A 15,734-nucleotide genomic window follows, 5' to 3' on the forward strand; every position below is an offset into this window, starting at 1 on the left:
AGAGAAAGTACGGTGGCAAAAGCAAGAAGGAAACACCTGTAACCATGCCGAACACAGCAGTTAAGCTTCTTAACGCCGAGAGTAGTTGGTGGGAGACTGCCTGCGAGGGTAGGAAGCTGCCGTGCTTTTTTAATATTCCGGCTTAGCTCAGTTGGTAGAGCGCTTGACTGTTAATCAAGATGTCGTCAGTTCGAGTCTGACAGCCGGAGCAAGAAGTAAGAGGAAGGTTTAGGCCTTCCTTTTTTTGTTTTGTTGTATTATGTAACATTAAATAGCTTGATCTGACGTGACTTAAATACTTCTTAAAGGTACAATATCTTATGGATACATTTATTTAAAGGAGGAAGTCTAATGGTAGGAATTGTATTGGCAAGTCATGGTGGATTTGCTGATGGAATTGCTCAATCAGCGCAAATGCTGTTTGGTGAACAAGATAATTTTGCTCATGTTATTTTGACACCTGATGAGGGGCCAGATGATATTAGAGAAAAAATGAATAGTGCAATATCTTCATTTACAAGTCAAGATGAAATATTGTTATTAGTTGATTTATGGGGTGGAACACCTTTTAATCAAGCTAATAGTTTACTTAAAGAGCATCCATCGTGGGCAATTGTTTCTGGTATGAATTTACCGATGGTTGTCGAAGCATTAACCCAGCGATTAACTAATCCTGATTTCAGTGCTCACGAAATTGCAAGTGCAGTTATTGAGCCTGCAAAAGAAGGGATTAAAACACAACCTACGACTTTAATGCCTCAAGACAAACCGGTTACTACTTCTGTAAAAGAAAATAAGAAGAAAAGTAAAGAGTCAATTCCTGAAGGAACGGTGGTTGGCGATGGACATATTAAATTTGTTTTGGCTAGAATTGATTCACGCTTACTGCATGGACAAGTTGCAACGGGTTGGATTCCAACGATGCACCCTGATAGAGTAATCGTTGTTTCAGACAGTGTGGCCAAAGATGATATGCGTAAAAGTATGATTCGGGAAGCTGCACCTGCTGGTGTAAAAGCACATACTGTACCATTAAAAAAGATGGTTGAAATTGCTAAAGATCCACGTTTTGGTAATACCCATGCGTTATTACTTTTTGAAAACCCAGAAGATGTGCTAAAGGCTATTAAGGCAGGTGTTGATATCAAAACTGTCAATGTAGGATCAATGTCCTACAGTGTAGGTGATGTTAATGCCAATAATGTTTTATCAATGAATCAAGAAGATGTTGATACCTTCCATGAACTTGAAAAATTAGGTGTCAAATTTGATGTTCGAAAAGTACCAACCGATAAGTCCGGCAATATGGATGCAATTTTGAACAAAGCACAAAGTTTGCTTGATGAACAAAATAAATAAATAGGAGCAAAAAAATGAACGCTATACAAATGATTTTAGTGGTTCTTGTTGCCTTTCTAGCAGGTATGGAAGGTATCTTGGATCAATGGGAATTTCATCAACCATTAGTTGCTTGTACACTAATTGGTTTAGTTACTGGGCATTTAGATTTAGGTATTATTTTAGGTGGTCAGTTGCAAATGATTGCTCTTGGTTGGGCCAACATTGGTGCTGCAGTGGCTCCTGATGCTGCTTTAGCTTCAGTTGCTTCGGCAATTATCCTGGTACAAAGTGGTCAAGGCACTAAGGGGATTGGCATGGCGACTGGTATTGCGATGCCTTTGGCCGTTGCTGGATTATTTTTAACAATGATTGTGCGAACCATTTCAACTGCTGTTGTTCACATCATGGATGTTGATGCTAAAAATGCTAATTGGCGCAAAATTAATATGTGGCAATGGATTGATGTTTGTTTGCAGGGATTGAGAATTGCCATTCCTGCAGCATTGTTATTAGCAATTCCTGCTTCAACGGTTAAATATTGGTTAGGTTTAATGCCAACTTGGCTCAGTGATGGTATGTCAATTGGTGGTGCCATGGTTGTAGCTGTTGGTTATGCAATGGTAATCAATATGATGGCAAGTCGTGAAGTTTGGCCATTCTTTGCCATTGGTTTTGCTTTAGCCGCAATTAAAGATTTAACTTTAATCGCTTTGGGTGCAATTGGCTTAGCAATGGCTTTAATGTACTTGGCACTTGAATCCAAGGGCGGTAGCAGCAATTCTAATTCTGATAGTGAAGGTACCGGCGATCCACTCGGCGATATCATTGATGACTATTAAAGTGATATGTTAAGAGGAGGATTTTATTATGGCTGATCAAAAAATCAAATTAACTAAAGCCGACCGCTTCAAAGTTATGTGGCACTCACAATTTTTGCAGGCTTCATGGAATTATGAAAGAATGCAAAATGGTGGTTTTGCTTATTCATTAATTCCAGCATTACGAAAATTATACCCAAATAAAGATGACATGGCTGCTGCTTTGGAACGTCATTTGGTATTCTTCAATGTTCACCCATACTTAGTTTCACCAATTTTAGGGGTTACCTTAGCTTTAGAAGAAGATAAAGCTAATGGTGCAGAAGTTGGTGACGAAGCAATTCAAGGTGTTAAGGTTGGAATGATGGGACCTTTAGCAGGTGTTGGTGATCCTGTCTTTTGGTATACTGTGCGTCCAATTGTTGGGGCACTAGGAGCCTCAATGGCGATTCAAGGTAATATCTTGGGACCAATTCTATTCTTTGTTATTTGGAATGTGATTAGAATTGCCTTTATGTGGTACACACAAGAATTTGGTTATCGTGCGGGTTCTGCAATTACTAATGATATGTCTGGTGGACTATTACAAAAGGTAACGCGTGGAGCTTCTATGATGGGAATGTTTGTTTTGGGTTCCTTAATTGAGCGTTGGGTTAATATTAAATTTACGCCGATCGTTTCCCGCACTCCTGTGCAAAAGGGTGGCTATATTGATTGGAATTCACTTCCAGCTGGTGCCAAGGGTATTCAACAAGCATTGATTGCTCAGAGTAATGGCTTGTCACTAACAAAATTTAAGGTAACAACTTTACAAAACAACTTGGATACATTAATTCCAGGCTTAGCAGGGTTGTTATTAACTTTCTTATGTATGTGGCTGTTAAAGAAGAAAGTTTCACCAATTGTGATTATCATTGCGATTTTCGTTGTTGGTGTAGTTTTACATGTTTTGCATGTACTTTAATCGATAATGGTTGAATCAAGTAATTCTAAGGTTGACTTAACCGCAAGCGCAACGTGGTTTCGTGGAATTGCAACCTATGGCAAGCTCATGGTTGGCAATCACGCATTTGAATTTTATAATGAACGCAATGTCGATGATTATGTGCAAATACCGTGGACGGAAGTGACGTATGTGGTTGCTGATGTTCATTTTGGTGGTAGCTACATCCCACGTTTTGAGATTCGAACACGAAAAAATGGCAAATTCATCTTCTCTAGTCGTAACAATAAGCATACATTGCATGCAATTAGACAATATGTACCAGCGAATAATATGCGTCAGGCGTTAGGATTGTGGCAAAAAATCAAGAGAAAAGTTAAAAACAAGTAAATAAAAATACTTAGGTTATATGGCCTAAGTATTTTTTTCGTTACTTAACTTTTTCTTGGTGATGAATCTTTACAAGTGTTGAGAGAATGATGAAGATTAATAAAGCGGTAATCATTGCAGTTCGATTAGCTGGTAAAATTAGTAGTAAGATGATCATCAGGATGAAAAATAGCAATGTTACATAATCTGAATATGGAAAGGCAGGCATTTGGAAATCAGTTAAGTCTTGTTCTCTCGTCTTTTTTCGATAAGAAATATGGGTTAAGAGCATTAAGCACCAAATAATTAAAAACATACTTGTAGCTGTCGAAGAAATAAAATTAAATGCATCGTTTCCGATAATTATAATGAGAAATGGTGCTAATTCCATTAAAATAGCCGATAAAATCAGAGCATTTTGTGGAAGTTGACGGTGCAATTGACCAAACGTTTTATTCCATTTACCCTTACCATTAAATGTTATGGAAAAAAGTAATCTGCCAGCACTGTAGATAAAACTATTGGTAGCTGAAACTGCGGCAGAGATAACTACAAAATTAATAATTGAACCGGCATTACGTAGACCTGTTGCAGCAAGAGTTTGGACGAATGGACTAGAATTGGTAGCAACTTTATTCCAAGGAATGACGAGTAGGATTGCGACAATTGCCAATACATAAAATAAAATAATTCTTAACGGCACCTCATTAATTGCTTTTCTAATTGTTTTGGCTGGATTTTGTGCCTCTGCGGCAGTAAGCCCAACCAATTCAACCCCGACAAAACTAAAAATTACCATTTGAAAGCCAGAAAGAAAACCTGTGCCACCTTTAGCAAAGAAGCCGCCATCGGTAGTCAAATTAGAAAAATTAACGGGACCAAAACTAGTTTTACCACCTGTTATCAGTAGATAGGCTACTAAAATAATAAAGGCGATGACCGTCACAATTTTAATAATGGCAAAACTAAATTCAAGATTGCCGAAAAGACGTGCTGATAAAAGATTGATAAAGAGCAATACAGCGACCGTAATAAGTCCAGGAACCCAAGTCGGTAGATAGGGAAACCAATATTGAAAGTAAATACCAAGTGCGGTCATTTCAGCCATTCCTAGAGAAACCCAACTAATCCAGTAGAGGTAACCAGAAATAAGACCAACGTCTTTTCCCAAATACTTTTTAATAAAATCAATATAGGTATGCTTAGATAAATCTGAAACAATTAGTTCTCCAAGCGCACGCATTAATAAGAATAAAAAAATGCCAACAATTATATAAATTAAAATAACGCTTGGTCCAGCTAATCGAATACTGTTACCGACACCTAAGAAAAGTCCCGTTCCAATGGTTCCACCTAGTGCAATTAGTTGGATATGTGCGTTGGTTAAAGTTCGTTCATAGCCAGCATCATGTTTTGATTCATCTTTTTTACTCATTAAATCACTCCAAGTTTCCAAAATATTACATTGATATTACAACATTTGATTATAGCATTTATCAAAAGGACATGCTTATATAAAGATGAAAAATTTTTGAGTTAGTGTTTGCATATAGTATATAATTTGATGAATAAATTGAACAATTCGATTGATAATAGTATGATGAATAATATTAATAAATAATTAGAGGGAGTAATGATATGTTTACTTTAGACGCTTTTTCACTTAATAATTTATCCATTAAATTAGTTTTTCCGGAAACAAGTCATGCGCAAAGTTTATATAATCTTATTCAACAGGATCGATCAGAATTATCACGTTTCTTGCCTTGGGCGAATGAAATAAATGCGCTTAAGGATGAACTTGCTTTTATTAAGCTTATGCGAAGTGAGACCGCGGAATATAAAAAATTGGCATTAGTGATTCTTGTGAATAACCAACCAGCGGGTATGGTTGATCTGCATGATATAAAGCTAAATCATCAAAGTGCGGAAATTGGTTATTGGCTTGGACAAAAATATCAGGGTAAAGGAATTATGACTGAATCGGTAAAACGTTTGGTACAAATTTCATTTAGTAATTTAAGTTTGCATCGTTTAAACCTCTTGGCCGATCATCGAAATAAAGCTAGTAGAGCAATAGCACAAAGATTAAAATTTGATCATGTTGCATTATTGAAAGATGAAGTAAAATATCACGGACAGTTTTGTGATATGGATTTGTATACAGTTATTAATTCTACAAACTAAAAAATGTACTGGTATTTATCACCAGTACATTTTTTAGTTTAATCTTCATAACCATTAGGATGAGTTTGGTGCCATTTCCATGCACTTGCAATGAGATCTTCAGCACTTTCATGTTTTGGTTGCCAATGTAAGATGGTTCTAGCTTTAGTGGAGTCAGCAACAAGACTATCTGGATCACCGTTACGTCTTGGTCCGATTGTATAAGGGATCTTAATTCCGGTAACTTTGCGAGCAGCTTGTAAAATTTCTAAATTGGAGTAGCCGCGTTCAGTACCTAAATTAAAGACATCTGATAGGTTAGTTTTGATTAAATATTGTAGTGCTAAAATATGAGCATCAATTAGATCGGTCACTTGAATGTAGTCACGTACATTAGTACCATCTTGCGTATCGTAGTCATTACCAAAAATAGTGAACTTATTATCTCCTTTAACGGCACTATTTAAAATATTTGGGATAAGATGTGTTTCGGGTGCATGATCTTCACCTGTTTGTCCGTCCTTTGATGCCCCGGCAACGTTGAAATATCTTAGCGCAACTGATTTGATACCATTAGCTTTGTCGGCCCAGTGCATGATTTTTTCCATCATTAATTTAGTATCACCATATGGATTAATTGGATTTAATGGTGAGTCTTCAGTAATTGGCAACGTTTGAGGAATGCCATAAGTTGCAGCACTAGAAGAAAAGACAAGGTAATTTACCTTTGCATCTTGCATTGCCTCAAGAAGTGCAATCATTCCCCAAACATTATTATCGTAATATTTAAGTGGATTTTTCATTGATTCTGGTACTAGTGAGTATGCAGCAAAGTGCATAACAGCATCAATTTTTTCATTACGTAGAATTTGACTCACTAGAAATTTGTTTTCGATACTACCTTGATAAAATTTAGCTCGAGAATCTACAGCCTTGCGGTGTCCAGTATAAAGGGCGTCAAGAACGACAACTTCATAGTCAGCATCAAGTAATTGCCGTACAGCGTTTGAGCCAATGTATCCAGCACCACCAACAACCAATATACGCATAGTTACCTCCATATATTACAACCTTTGCTATAAATTTTAACACAGTTAGTGTGATTAAGATGGTTAAAATAAGGAAGATTGACAGGATAAACATTTTGCCATAAACTTACTTTTAGTAAGAGTAATTAGAGAGGATAGGACTAAATGATTCATAATTCAACAATTGATGCACAAGTTAACCACAGGTCAATTAGACAATTTAAAAATAAGAGTTTGAGTCAGGAGCAATTAACAACGTTGTACACAGTTTTTCAACATACGGCAACAAGTTTATTTATGCAGAATGCGACCCTTATGCATATTACCGATGAAGCAAAACGAGCAAAAATTCGACAGCTATGTAACCAAAAGTATGTGGGAGCTGAAGGCGATTTGTTTATTTTTATAGTTGATTTGTATCGTAATCAGCAGATTCGCCAGCAACTAGGTCAAGATGATGGTCGTGTCCATACAACGGATGTCTTTTTGCAAGGATTGGATGATACGTTACTTGCATGGCAAAATGTGGCTAATGCGGTGGAAAGTATGGGCTTAGGTTATGTGCCGCTAGGAACAATTAATGACCATCCGCTAGCGCTACTTGAGGTATTAGATTTGCCGAAACTGACTTTTCCTGCACTGGGGATGCAAGTAGGGGTTCCTGATCAAAACCCGCAATTAAAACCACGTTTACCACTAAAATTCACCATGTTTGAAAATAATTATCCACAAGATTTCAATGTCGCTGAGTTAGAAGACTATGATCAGACTGTGGAAAAATATTATGATTTACGAGCAACTAATCATCGCATTGATTCTTTCACCAAACAAATAACCGGTGCCAAGTTGGATAATAAAAAAATTGATCGAGACCAGTTACCTCAACTACTCCATCAACAGGATTTATGTCTTGACTGGAAATAATAAATAAAAGTCATTCATTTGATTGCATGACTTTTTTTGTTTTGGTATAATTTTAATGTTACCAAAAGCGCTGATTTAGCTCAGTTGGTAGAGCGTTTCCCTCGTAAAGAAAAGGTCGCCAGTTCGACTCTGGCAATCAGCATTCAGAAGAGTCACTTAAAATAATTATCCTTGATTTATCAACGTTTTACGAAGATAAGTTAAGGATAATTTTTGCTTGTTAAGAATAATTAAGAACACAAACGGAACATAAAATTACTGTGTTCTAAAAAACAATATTAAGTTGTTATAAGTGAAATTCAAAAGTTAAAGGTCTTTTATAAATGTTTCACCTACGTAGTGCAAAAATTTGTTTTTTTTTCATACCAAAATTTGTAATGATTATAGGGAAAAGATGTTAATGTAGTTGAAAGGAAAAAATACTATGAATAAAAAAGTATTGTTAATTTGTGGTTCAGGAGCTTCTTCAGGATTTATGGCAGCTAATATGCGAAAAGCCGCCAAAAAAGAAGGATTAGATATCAAGGTTCAAGCTAGAAGCGAAGCAGAACTTGCTGATTATGCTAATGATATTGATGCGTTGATGGTTGGTCCGCATTTGAAAGCAGAATTTGAAGCCATTAAAGAGCGTGTACCTCAGAAAGTGAAAGTTATTTTAATGAAACCTGATTACTATTCTATTCTTGATGGAAGAGGAGCAGTAGATCATTTGATGTCGGTTTTAAACCAATAAAATAGTTGTGAGGGAGTTTGAAAATGAACGGCTTTATGAATGTCTTGAACACTAAATTTGCACCTAAAGCTCAGAAAATTGCAAATAATCAATGGATAGTTACAATAAAGAATTCAATCCTAGAAGTTTTGCCTTTTATTTTTGTAGGATCTCTAATCACATTATTGAATATTCCTACTAATTTTTGGAAATGGTGGCCTAATTTATCTCCGATTAATAATTTTACCTTTGGATTGACCTCGATTTTTGTGGCATTTTTAGTACCCTTCAATTTTATGGAGTTTAAAAAAATTAATAAACAAAGAATTATTGCTGGTCTATCATCAATAGCTCTTTTTCTTATGTTAGCTAATCCTAATTGGGATAAAACTGGAAATATAATTTCTTATCAATTTTCCGAATTAGGTGCTGGAGGCATGTTTGTTGCTTTAGTTGAAGGTGCTTATGTTGCTTTAATCATGGAGATTTTTGCTAAATTTAGTTTTTTCAGTGATGATACTGCGATGCCTGATTTTGTTACAGCATGGTTTGATTCTATGCTACCAATAGCAGTGGTTATTGCTACAGGTTGGTTGTTGAGTGATGTATTGCATTTTGATTTTTATCAATTAATAATAAATATTTTTTCTCCTTTAGCATCTTCTTTAGATACTTGGTGGGGATTTTCACTATTCTTGTTTTTTCAATGCTTTATATATTCAATGGGAATTTCAGGCTGGGTCCTAGCAGCTATTGATCAACCCGTTATGTTAGCTGGAATAGCTGCTAACTCTCATGCTTTTAGTTCTAATCATACTGTAACACATATTTTTACCAGTGAACTAGTCTATAGCTTTCCATGGATTGGTGGAGTGGGATGTACACTGCCATTGGTTTTGTTAATGCTCTTTTTGGCTAAATCAAACAGGCTGAAAGCTTTAGGAAAAGCTTGTATCTTACCTTCTATATTTAATATAAATGAACCTATTGTTTTCGGTACAATTGTTTGGAATCCATATTTAATGATTCCATTATGGATCAACGGCTTTTTACTACCATTAATTACTGCTGTTTGGTTTCAAACTGGTCTATCACCTATTCCGCATGAATTAATGCAAATGTGGTATTTACCATTTCCATTTGCAGCATGGATTGTCAGTCCAGCAGTTAGTTCAATTCTTTTAGTAGTTATTTTATTTATAATCGGAGGATTGGTCTATTATCCATTTTTTAAAGTTTATGACAAAAATTTAGTGAACCAAGAATTAGAAAGCAAGTAATAATTAAATATGACAGAAAACAATCTTAATAAAACAGAAAATGAATCAATCAAAAATACTATGGAAATTATTCTTCATGCAGGTGATGCACGAGAAAATATTGCTAAGGCTTTAGATGATTTGGCCGTTTTTGATTATAATTCTGCTAAAGCTGAAATGGATGAGGCTAGTAAAAAGTTAATAATTGCACATCGTTTACAAACAAGTAAAATTCAAGAAGAGGCGGAAGGAAAGCCAATTAAATATTCAGTATTATTTACCCATGCTCAAGATACACTAATGACTATTAATAGTGAATATATCATTGTAAAACATTTAATCAAAGTATTTGAAGAACGAGATGCTAAAGAAAGAGGGAAAGTTTATGACAATCGAAATGAGAAAAAATAAATATCCAGTTTTTTCTAAAAGTTTTCTGTGGGGAGGAGCACAGGCTGCTAGTCAAGCGGATGGCGCTTATCAGGAAGATGGCAAAGGACTAAATTCTTCTGATGTACAACCTTATCTTAAAGGTTTATCTAATGAACAAATCCAAGCCATTGAAGAAAGGGGGATGACAATTGAAGAAGTTAGAAAAAATCTTCAAGATAAAAATAATTTCTATCCTAAGCGTTATGGTATTGATTTTTACCATACCTATAAAAAAGATTTAAAGATTTTGTCTGATGCTGGGTTTAAAACTTTTAGAACATCACTTGATTGGTCAAGAATTTTTCCAAATGGTGATGAAAAAAAGCCAAATGTTTCAGCACTTGATCATTATTCAAAAATGATTGATTATATGTTGGAACTTGGTATTGAACCAATTATTACAATGAATCATTATGAAACTCCAGTTAATATTACTTTGAAATATGGTGGATGGCCTAACAAGGCCGTGATCCCAATGTTTGAAAATTTTGGCAAGGTCTTATTAGACTGGTTTGGAAATAGAGTTAAATATTGGATTGTAGTTAACCAAATTAATATGGTTCAGATTGAACCTTGGCTTTCAGTGGGTGTTGCTTGTGATCAGTATAGTAATCAGGAACAGGCTTTATATCAGGCAATGCACAATCAATTTGTGGCTGCTGCATGGATTAAAAAATATGCTACGTCTTTAAACTTTCCTGATTTACATATAGGAACGATGGTCGCTGATGGCACGGTCTATCCGGCTACTAGCAAACCAGATGATGTCATTTTGGCAATGCAACAAAATAGAATGCAATATTTTGTAACAGATGTGCAATTTAGAGGAGAGTATCCAAAATTTGCTTTGAATTATTTTGACGATAATAATATTAAATTAAATATAACTAGTAAAGAGCTTGATTTAATCAAACAAAATAGAATGGATTTTTTGGCTATTTCTTATTATTATTCTCGTATGGTAGATTCTACAAAAAATAAGATGAAACCAGCTGATAATATACCAAATCCAAATTTAAAAACCAGTGAATGGGGATGGTCGATTGATCCTTTGGGGCTATATAATACTTTATCCCAATATTATGATCGCTATCAAAAACCGATCATAGTAGCTGAAAATGGTTTTGGATCATATGATAAATTAGAAAGTAATTATAAAGTTCATGATGAATATCGTATAAGTTATTTAAGGGAGCATATTGAGCAAGTTGGTCACGCGATTCATGATGGTGCAAATGTTATTGCTTATTGTGCTTGGGGGCCACTTGATATAGTTTCTTGTTCATCGCAGCAAATGTCTAAAAGATATGGTTTTGTTTATGTGGATTTAGATGATGAAGGAAATGGAAGCGGGAAGCGATATCTTAAAGATAGTTATTATTGGTATAAGAATGTAATTAAATCTAATGGATTAGAAATTTAAAAGTAAATATACTATGCTTGGAAAAGATAAATTATTACTATATTTACAAAAGAGATCTGGTTGGCATACAGCACAAGAGTTAGCAATTGAAATTGGCTTATCTAAGCGGACGGTAAAAAATTATATTCAACAATTAAGAAAACAAAATAATAAAATTTTATCGAGTACAAAAGGTTATCAGTATATTTCTTCCTCATCAAAAGATAATCGGAATAGTTTACCTGTAAGTAATGAGGAACGCATAAATTTTATCATTAATTTTATGATAACTAATAATTCAACAGTTAATTTATATGATTTAGCAGAAAAGCTATTCGTGAGTGAATCAACAGTTTTACAAAATTTAAAAGACGTTAAGCAGGAGGTAGAACGTTTTGGTATAAAGTTGAATAGGAATGGTGATTTTTGGAGTTTAGAGGGTAGCGAACGGCAAAAGCGAAGTTTATTAAGTTCTTTAATATATGAAGAATCTTCAGGAATATTCATGAATCAAAATATAATTCAGCAAAACTTTCCTGAGCTAAAAATCAATCAGCTTCGAACGATGATTTCTAATATTTTTAAAAAAGAAAATATATATTTAAATACTTTTGAATTAAATAATATTTTACTTCATTTTGCGATTGCATTGGATCGCTCTAAGCAAGGTCATCAAATTGATTATATAGATGAACAAAGAATTGTTAGTAATAACGGAATAGGATTAAAAATAGTTAATCAATTAATAAAGCAACTGCATGTAAATTTTTCTACACCAGATTGTCAAGAATTAGCGTTAGTAATTGAGACAGATTTAGGTAACGAGAGTACTGTCCAAAATATTATTTCTATCGAAACAAAGAAGCTAGTTGATGATCTTATTGAGTATGTTTGGCAAATTTACGCTATTGATCTTAACACTCAAAGTTTTAAAAAACGCTTTTCTCTTCATTTAGATAGATTAATCATAAGGTCTAGATTAAAAGTCAACGAACACAATCCTATTTCAGCAAATATAAAATTTTCTTCGCCTACTATTTATGAATGTGCGGTTATTATGGCACATAGAATATCGGAAAAAACTAAAATAAAAATTAATGATAGTGAAATAGGTTACATTGCTCTACATATAGGAAATGCAATGGCAGAACAAATAACTAATAAGCAAAAATTATCAGTTGTAATAGTTATTCCTGAATATTATGACAACGCTATGGTTTTACTTGAAAATTTACAAAAAAATTTTTCGGCAAAAATAAATGTTGTCAAAGTTGTCCATGATCCGGTTCAGATAAAATATTTTCAAAATTCGATAGATTTACTTATTTCAGTTGGTTCCGATTATATTGATTCACATTTTACCACAGTATGCATTTCTCAGTTTTTGTTACCTTATGATATCAAAATTTTAAATTTAGCAATAAATAATAAGCGACATCAGAATAGAAAGATTAGGTTTCAGAAGCAATTATCTAATTTTTTTAGTAAAAACAATTTTATCAATAATAAAAATATACAAACCATTGATCAAGTATTTAATATTGTAAGTAAAAGTTTTACTCAACAAGGTATAGTAGATAAAAGTTTTATTTGTTTACTTAATCAACGTGAAAAAATGTCTTCCACAGCTTTTGGAAAAGTTGCAATTCCTCATTCGCTTAATATGTCAGCTAAGAAAAGTCGAGGATTTATTGTTATTAATCCCAATGGAATTAGTTGGAGCGATAATAATAAAGTATATTTAGTCATTGCTTTAGCAATTGATCCAAATAATAAGCAGTTATTTAAAGATGTCTTTGATGAACTATCTAATGTGGTGACTAATATCAACAATGTTAGTCGATTAATTAAATGCAATACCTATGAACAATTTATTAAAACTCTTGTAGATATGTTATAAAAATCATATAGGTAAAGAAACATTAATAATTGTAACTAGTTTAACCATTATTTAAAAAATAAAGTAAGTAAAAACAACATAATTCGCGTTTAAATTCAAAATTATGTTGTTTTTTATTTAAAGTCTAAAGAATGAACTTTTATTTATTAAGCTCTTTAAGCATAATAGTCAATAATATCTTTTAAAGTTTGGGCGGCACCTTCCATACCAGTGCCCTCTTCATAGTATTTCTTAAATCGTTCATCACAAACATACATTGTAGCCAAATTTTTGTGATTCGTAGATGAATATAACTGGGTAGGCCACATCATCAGTAAATATTCTTTATGCAAAGTAAAAAGTTGTTTAGCAGCAGGTTGTTGGAAATCAGTTGTACCAACTAGTGGCTTTAACTGAACCAAAATTTGTTTAGTGATTTGTTCTAAATGATTAAATTCTTTTTTGGACAGAGCACAGACTTTTTGCTTACTCGCATCAATAAGATCATTATCATATTTAGTACGAATTTCTTTACCATACATTTTTTCATTATCATTATTTTTTGCGTCTTAAAGGCAACAAATTTTTCTTGATCACTCATGTTCATGGTTGTTTTCCCTTTCATCGATGTAAGTGTTTGATCTAGGTTATCAATCAATGTCGTTAATCGGTTTTTCTCAGCTATTATTTTTTGTCGTTGTTGTTTTAAAGCTTGGTATTGGATTTCAGTAGAACTTTGCATGATTTTTTTAATTTGCGCTAAAGGTAAATCAAATAATCTTAAAAACATTATTTTTTGTAGTTGATCAACTTCGGCCTTGTCATAATAACGATAATTATTTTTAGGATTACGACGGGCAATTAGTAGTCCCGTCTTATCGTAAAAACGCAAAGTTCTTGTTGAAACTCCTGTTAATTTAGCTAATTCGGTGATTGAATACGACATAATTAAATCTCCTCACTTACATTTTGAAGTATAATTGTTGACGCTACGTCAAGGTCAAGGGAAATATAGCAATAAATTTAAATATTTTTAACTCAAGTCAAATATTCTGTTATCCTATTGACTTCAAGCATACTTGAAAGATTATATTTTATTTGAATTAAAGGGAGGTAAAAATGAATAGAGCAAAAGTAGTTGTTCATATGTATGTCACGATTGACGGTAAAATTGATGGTAAATGTGATAGCCCTGCATCGAGCAAATATTATAACGATGAACTGTTTGTTTTAAGTAATGCTGATGGTAATGGTCGACGGACGATTCAAATGTATGCCGCTCCTGAATTAATCGATTTAACCCAGTATAGTCCTGCTGGAATTAAGTATGAAGATTGGCTACCTGATATCCAAGCAGCGACTTGGATTGTTGCCTTTGATCGCAAAGGAAAATGTGGTTGGAATAAAAATTATTTTTTATATCATAATCATCAAATGCGTGCGATAGAAGTTGTTACGAAAAAGGCACAAAAAGAATATTTGGCCTTTCTGCGTACAATGGAAATTCCCTATATTGTTTCTGGAGATGAGAATTTTAACTTAAAGGAAGTTTTAGTTAAGCTAAGAGCGCATTTTGGCATTGAAAAATTGGCTCTTTGTGGTGGGGCTAGAATTAATGGTGTCTTTTTAGAGCAGCACTTAGTCGATGAAATTTCTTTAGTCATCTCGCCATACGTCAATGGTGATCGCGAGATTAAGGCTGTTTTTGAAACAACTAGTAGAATTGATGATCAATTTAAAATTGATTTTATCAAAAAATTACCGGATGGTGGCTTACATTTAATATTCAAAAAAACAGAGTAAAAAATGCCCAATTATTGGGCATTTTTTAGTTTAATTAACGACATTAACTGGCTTGCCATCTAAGAAAGCCATTAAATTACTGATTGTGATGTCCAACAATCGTTTACGAGTTTCTTTTGGTGCCCAGGCAATATGAGGAGTAATATAGCAATTTTTTGCAGTTAGTAATGGACTGTCTGCTAAAATTGGTTCTTGCTTGGACATATCAATGCCAGCTGCTAAAATCTTACCAGTGGTTAGAGCCTGTGTTAGATCATATTCATTGATTAAACCGCCTCGGGCAGTGTTAATGACAATGACGCCAGCTCTCATTTTGGCAATGGCAGCAGCATCAATCATTTCAGTGGTTTGTGGTGTTTGTGAAACATGTAAGATGATGATATCACTTTGTCCGTATAACTCTTCTAAACTTACCTGATTAACATAGTCAGGGAGATCAGTTTTTATTCGATGATTATAAAAAATAATTATAAATATTTATATCAGAGGGCGATTTTATGAAATGCAAAAAAATTTTAATTATTTTAACTAGGTAAATTGTAAAATGAAGTTGAACACTTGCCCTAATTAAAAAATGAAAAAAGTCCATTGGACTTCTTTGATAGAATGTAATTACCCAATCAATTCTAGAAAGAAGTTACCAATGAACTCGCTTAAT

17 protein-coding genes, 2 tRNA genes and 1 rRNA gene are annotated in these 15,734 nt (G+C 33.7%); 15 read left to right on the plus strand and 5 right to left on the minus strand.

The genetic code is table 11. From position 1 onward, the window contains the following. Window positions 1-8: 8 nt before the first annotated feature. The 6 genes from rrf to F5ESL0228_RS01270 all read left to right on the plus strand — a co-directional run bounded on the left by rrf (window position 9) and on the right by F5ESL0228_RS01270 (window position 3,492). Window positions 9-125 (plus strand): 5S ribosomal RNA (rrf, locus tag F5ESL0228_RS01245). A gap of 11 nt (window positions 126-136) precedes the next feature. Then, a tRNA-Asn gene (locus F5ESL0228_RS01250) sits at window positions 137-209 on the plus strand. 142 nt (window positions 210-351) lie between these two features. Further along, on the plus strand, window positions 352-1,359 hold the full coding sequence (locus tag F5ESL0228_RS01255; protein WP_122022622.1) for a mannose/fructose/sorbose PTS transporter subunit IIA: 1,008 nt from the start codon (window positions 352-354) through the stop codon (window positions 1,357-1,359). A 14-nt stretch (window positions 1,360-1,373) separates the two neighbouring features. Continuing rightward, on the plus strand, window positions 1,374-2,180 hold the full coding sequence (locus F5ESL0228_RS01260) for a PTS mannose/fructose/sorbose transporter subunit IIC (RefSeq protein ID WP_122017759.1): 807 nt from the start codon (window positions 1,374-1,376) through the stop codon (window positions 2,178-2,180). A gap of 28 nt (window positions 2,181-2,208) precedes the next feature. Beyond that, window positions 2,209-3,123: a PTS system mannose/fructose/sorbose family transporter subunit IID gene (locus tag F5ESL0228_RS01265; protein WP_122017760.1), complete on the plus strand. Its 915-nt coding sequence runs from the start codon at window positions 2,209-2,211 to the stop codon at window positions 3,121-3,123. A 6-nt stretch (window positions 3,124-3,129) separates the two neighbouring features. Beyond that, window positions 3,130-3,492 (plus strand): DUF956 family protein, encoded by a 363-nt coding sequence (locus F5ESL0228_RS01270; protein ID WP_122022623.1) that lies wholly within the window; start codon window positions 3,130-3,132, stop codon window positions 3,490-3,492. Window positions 3,493-3,532: 40 nt separating this feature from the next. Here the strand turns inward: F5ESL0228_RS01270 and F5ESL0228_RS01275 are convergent, their stop codons facing one another. Continuing rightward, window positions 3,533-4,906, minus strand: coding sequence for an amino acid permease (locus F5ESL0228_RS01275; RefSeq protein WP_122022624.1), 1,374 nt, complete (start codon window positions 4,904-4,906; stop codon window positions 3,533-3,535). A gap of 203 nt (window positions 4,907-5,109) precedes the next feature. Between F5ESL0228_RS01275 and F5ESL0228_RS01280 the strand changes: the two genes are divergently transcribed. Continuing rightward, a complete protein-coding gene (locus F5ESL0228_RS01280) occupies window positions 5,110-5,658 on the plus strand; it encodes a GNAT family N-acetyltransferase (RefSeq protein WP_122017763.1) in 549 nt (182 codons plus the stop codon). 38 nt (window positions 5,659-5,696) lie between these two features. Here the strand turns inward: F5ESL0228_RS01280 and galE are convergent, their stop codons facing one another. Next, complete coding sequence (gene galE / locus F5ESL0228_RS01285; protein ID WP_122022625.1) at window positions 5,697-6,686, minus strand: UDP-glucose 4-epimerase GalE; 990 nt, start codon at window positions 6,684-6,686, stop codon at window positions 5,697-5,699. Window positions 6,687-6,830: 144 nt separating this feature from the next. Here galE and F5ESL0228_RS01290 point away from each other — a divergent pair, with 144 nt between their 5' ends. The 7 genes from F5ESL0228_RS01290 to F5ESL0228_RS01320 all read left to right on the plus strand — a co-directional run bounded on the left by F5ESL0228_RS01290 (window position 6,831) and on the right by F5ESL0228_RS01320 (window position 13,294). After that, window positions 6,831-7,589, plus strand: coding sequence for an NADPH-dependent oxidoreductase (locus tag F5ESL0228_RS01290; protein ID WP_122022626.1), 759 nt, complete (start codon window positions 6,831-6,833; stop codon window positions 7,587-7,589). A gap of 69 nt (window positions 7,590-7,658) precedes the next feature. Then, window positions 7,659-7,731: transfer RNA gene (locus F5ESL0228_RS01295), tRNA-Thr, on the plus strand. A gap of 282 nt (window positions 7,732-8,013) precedes the next feature. Then, a complete protein-coding gene (locus F5ESL0228_RS01300) occupies window positions 8,014-8,322 on the plus strand; it encodes a PTS sugar transporter subunit IIB (RefSeq protein WP_122022627.1) in 309 nt (102 codons plus the stop codon). A 23-nt stretch (window positions 8,323-8,345) separates the two neighbouring features. Next, window positions 8,346-9,581, plus strand: a complete 1,236-nt coding sequence (locus F5ESL0228_RS01305) for a PTS sugar transporter subunit IIC (protein WP_122022628.1) — start codon at window positions 8,346-8,348, stop codon at window positions 9,579-9,581. A gap of 9 nt (window positions 9,582-9,590) precedes the next feature. After that, a complete protein-coding gene (locus F5ESL0228_RS01310) occupies window positions 9,591-9,971 on the plus strand; it encodes a PTS lactose/cellobiose transporter subunit IIA (RefSeq protein WP_122022629.1) in 381 nt (126 codons plus the stop codon). Further along, window positions 9,946-11,415: a glycoside hydrolase family 1 protein gene (locus tag F5ESL0228_RS01315; protein ID WP_369916832.1), complete on the plus strand. Its 1,470-nt coding sequence runs from the start codon at window positions 9,946-9,948 to the stop codon at window positions 11,413-11,415. Before F5ESL0228_RS01310 ends, F5ESL0228_RS01315 begins: the two co-directional genes overlap by 26 nt. 13 nt (window positions 11,416-11,428) lie before the next feature. Further along, window positions 11,429-13,294 (plus strand): transcription antiterminator, encoded by a 1,866-nt coding sequence (locus tag F5ESL0228_RS01320; RefSeq protein ID WP_122022630.1) that lies wholly within the window; start codon window positions 11,429-11,431, stop codon window positions 13,292-13,294. A gap of 155 nt (window positions 13,295-13,449) precedes the next feature. On the opposite strand, the gene F5ESL0228_RS08390 is transcribed toward F5ESL0228_RS01320, so the two are convergent. Further along, entirely contained in the window at window positions 13,450-13,815 is a 366-nt protein-coding gene (locus F5ESL0228_RS08390) for a TipAS antibiotic-recognition domain-containing protein (RefSeq protein WP_233553493.1), read from the minus strand. After that, on the minus strand, window positions 13,716-14,219 hold the full coding sequence (locus F5ESL0228_RS01325) for a MerR family transcriptional regulator (protein WP_233553494.1): 504 nt from the start codon (window positions 14,217-14,219) through the stop codon (window positions 13,716-13,718). Before F5ESL0228_RS01325 ends, F5ESL0228_RS08390 begins: the two co-directional genes overlap by 100 nt. Window positions 14,220-14,392: 173 nt before the next feature. Here F5ESL0228_RS01325 and F5ESL0228_RS01330 point away from each other — a divergent pair, with 173 nt between their 5' ends. Next, complete coding sequence (locus tag F5ESL0228_RS01330) at window positions 14,393-15,076, plus strand: dihydrofolate reductase family protein (protein ID WP_122022631.1); 684 nt, start codon at window positions 14,393-14,395, stop codon at window positions 15,074-15,076. Window positions 15,077-15,106: 30 nt separating this feature from the next. Here the strand turns inward: F5ESL0228_RS01330 and F5ESL0228_RS01335 are convergent, their stop codons facing one another. Further along, window positions 15,107-15,553 carry an NAD(P)-dependent oxidoreductase gene (locus F5ESL0228_RS01335; RefSeq protein ID WP_122022632.1) on the minus strand — a complete coding sequence of 149 codons (447 nt, stop codon included), beginning with the start codon at window positions 15,551-15,553 and terminating at the stop codon, window positions 15,107-15,109. Window positions 15,554-15,734: the final 181 nt, after the last annotated feature.

The sequence above is a fragment of the Lactobacillus sp. ESL0228 genome (assembly GCF_003692825.1).
Lineage (GTDB): Bacteria > Bacillota > Bacilli > Lactobacillales > Lactobacillaceae > Lactobacillus.

Coding starts and splice junctions, on each gene's coding strand:
- F5ESL0228_RS01255 (WP_122022622.1), top strand. CDS start 352: ATGGTAGGAATTGTATTGGCAAGTCATGGTGGATTTGCTGATGGAATT.
- F5ESL0228_RS01260 (WP_122017759.1), top strand. CDS start 1,374: ATGAACGCTATACAAATGATTTTAGTGGTTCTTGTTGCCTTTCTAGCA.
- F5ESL0228_RS01265 (WP_122017760.1), top strand. CDS start 2,209: ATGGCTGATCAAAAAATCAAATTAACTAAAGCCGACCGCTTCAAAGTT.
- F5ESL0228_RS01270 (WP_122022623.1), top strand. CDS start 3,130: ATGGTTGAATCAAGTAATTCTAAGGTTGACTTAACCGCAAGCGCAACG.
- F5ESL0228_RS01275 (WP_122022624.1), bottom strand. CDS start 4,906: ATGAGTAAAAAAGATGAATCAAAACATGATGCTGGCTATGAACGAACT.
- F5ESL0228_RS01280 (WP_122017763.1), top strand. CDS start 5,110: ATGTTTACTTTAGACGCTTTTTCACTTAATAATTTATCCATTAAATTA.
- galE (WP_122022625.1), bottom strand. CDS start 6,686: ATGCGTATATTGGTTGTTGGTGGTGCTGGATACATTGGCTCAAACGCT.
- F5ESL0228_RS01290 (WP_122022626.1), top strand. CDS start 6,831: ATGATTCATAATTCAACAATTGATGCACAAGTTAACCACAGGTCAATT.
- F5ESL0228_RS01300 (WP_122022627.1), top strand. CDS start 8,014: ATGAATAAAAAAGTATTGTTAATTTGTGGTTCAGGAGCTTCTTCAGGA.
- F5ESL0228_RS01305 (WP_122022628.1), top strand. CDS start 8,346: ATGAACGGCTTTATGAATGTCTTGAACACTAAATTTGCACCTAAAGCT.
- F5ESL0228_RS01310 (WP_122022629.1), top strand. CDS start 9,591: ATGACAGAAAACAATCTTAATAAAACAGAAAATGAATCAATCAAAAAT.
- F5ESL0228_RS01315 (WP_369916832.1), top strand. CDS start 9,946: ATGACAATCGAAATGAGAAAAAATAAATATCCAGTTTTTTCTAAAAGT.
- F5ESL0228_RS01320 (WP_122022630.1), top strand. CDS start 11,429: ATGCTTGGAAAAGATAAATTATTACTATATTTACAAAAGAGATCTGGT.
- F5ESL0228_RS08390 (WP_233553493.1), bottom strand. CDS start 13,815: ATGTATGGTAAAGAAATTCGTACTAAATATGATAATGATCTTATTGAT.
- F5ESL0228_RS01325 (WP_233553494.1), bottom strand. CDS start 14,219: ATGTCGTATTCAATCACCGAATTAGCTAAATTAACAGGAGTTTCAACA.
- F5ESL0228_RS01330 (WP_122022631.1), top strand. CDS start 14,393: ATGAATAGAGCAAAAGTAGTTGTTCATATGTATGTCACGATTGACGGT.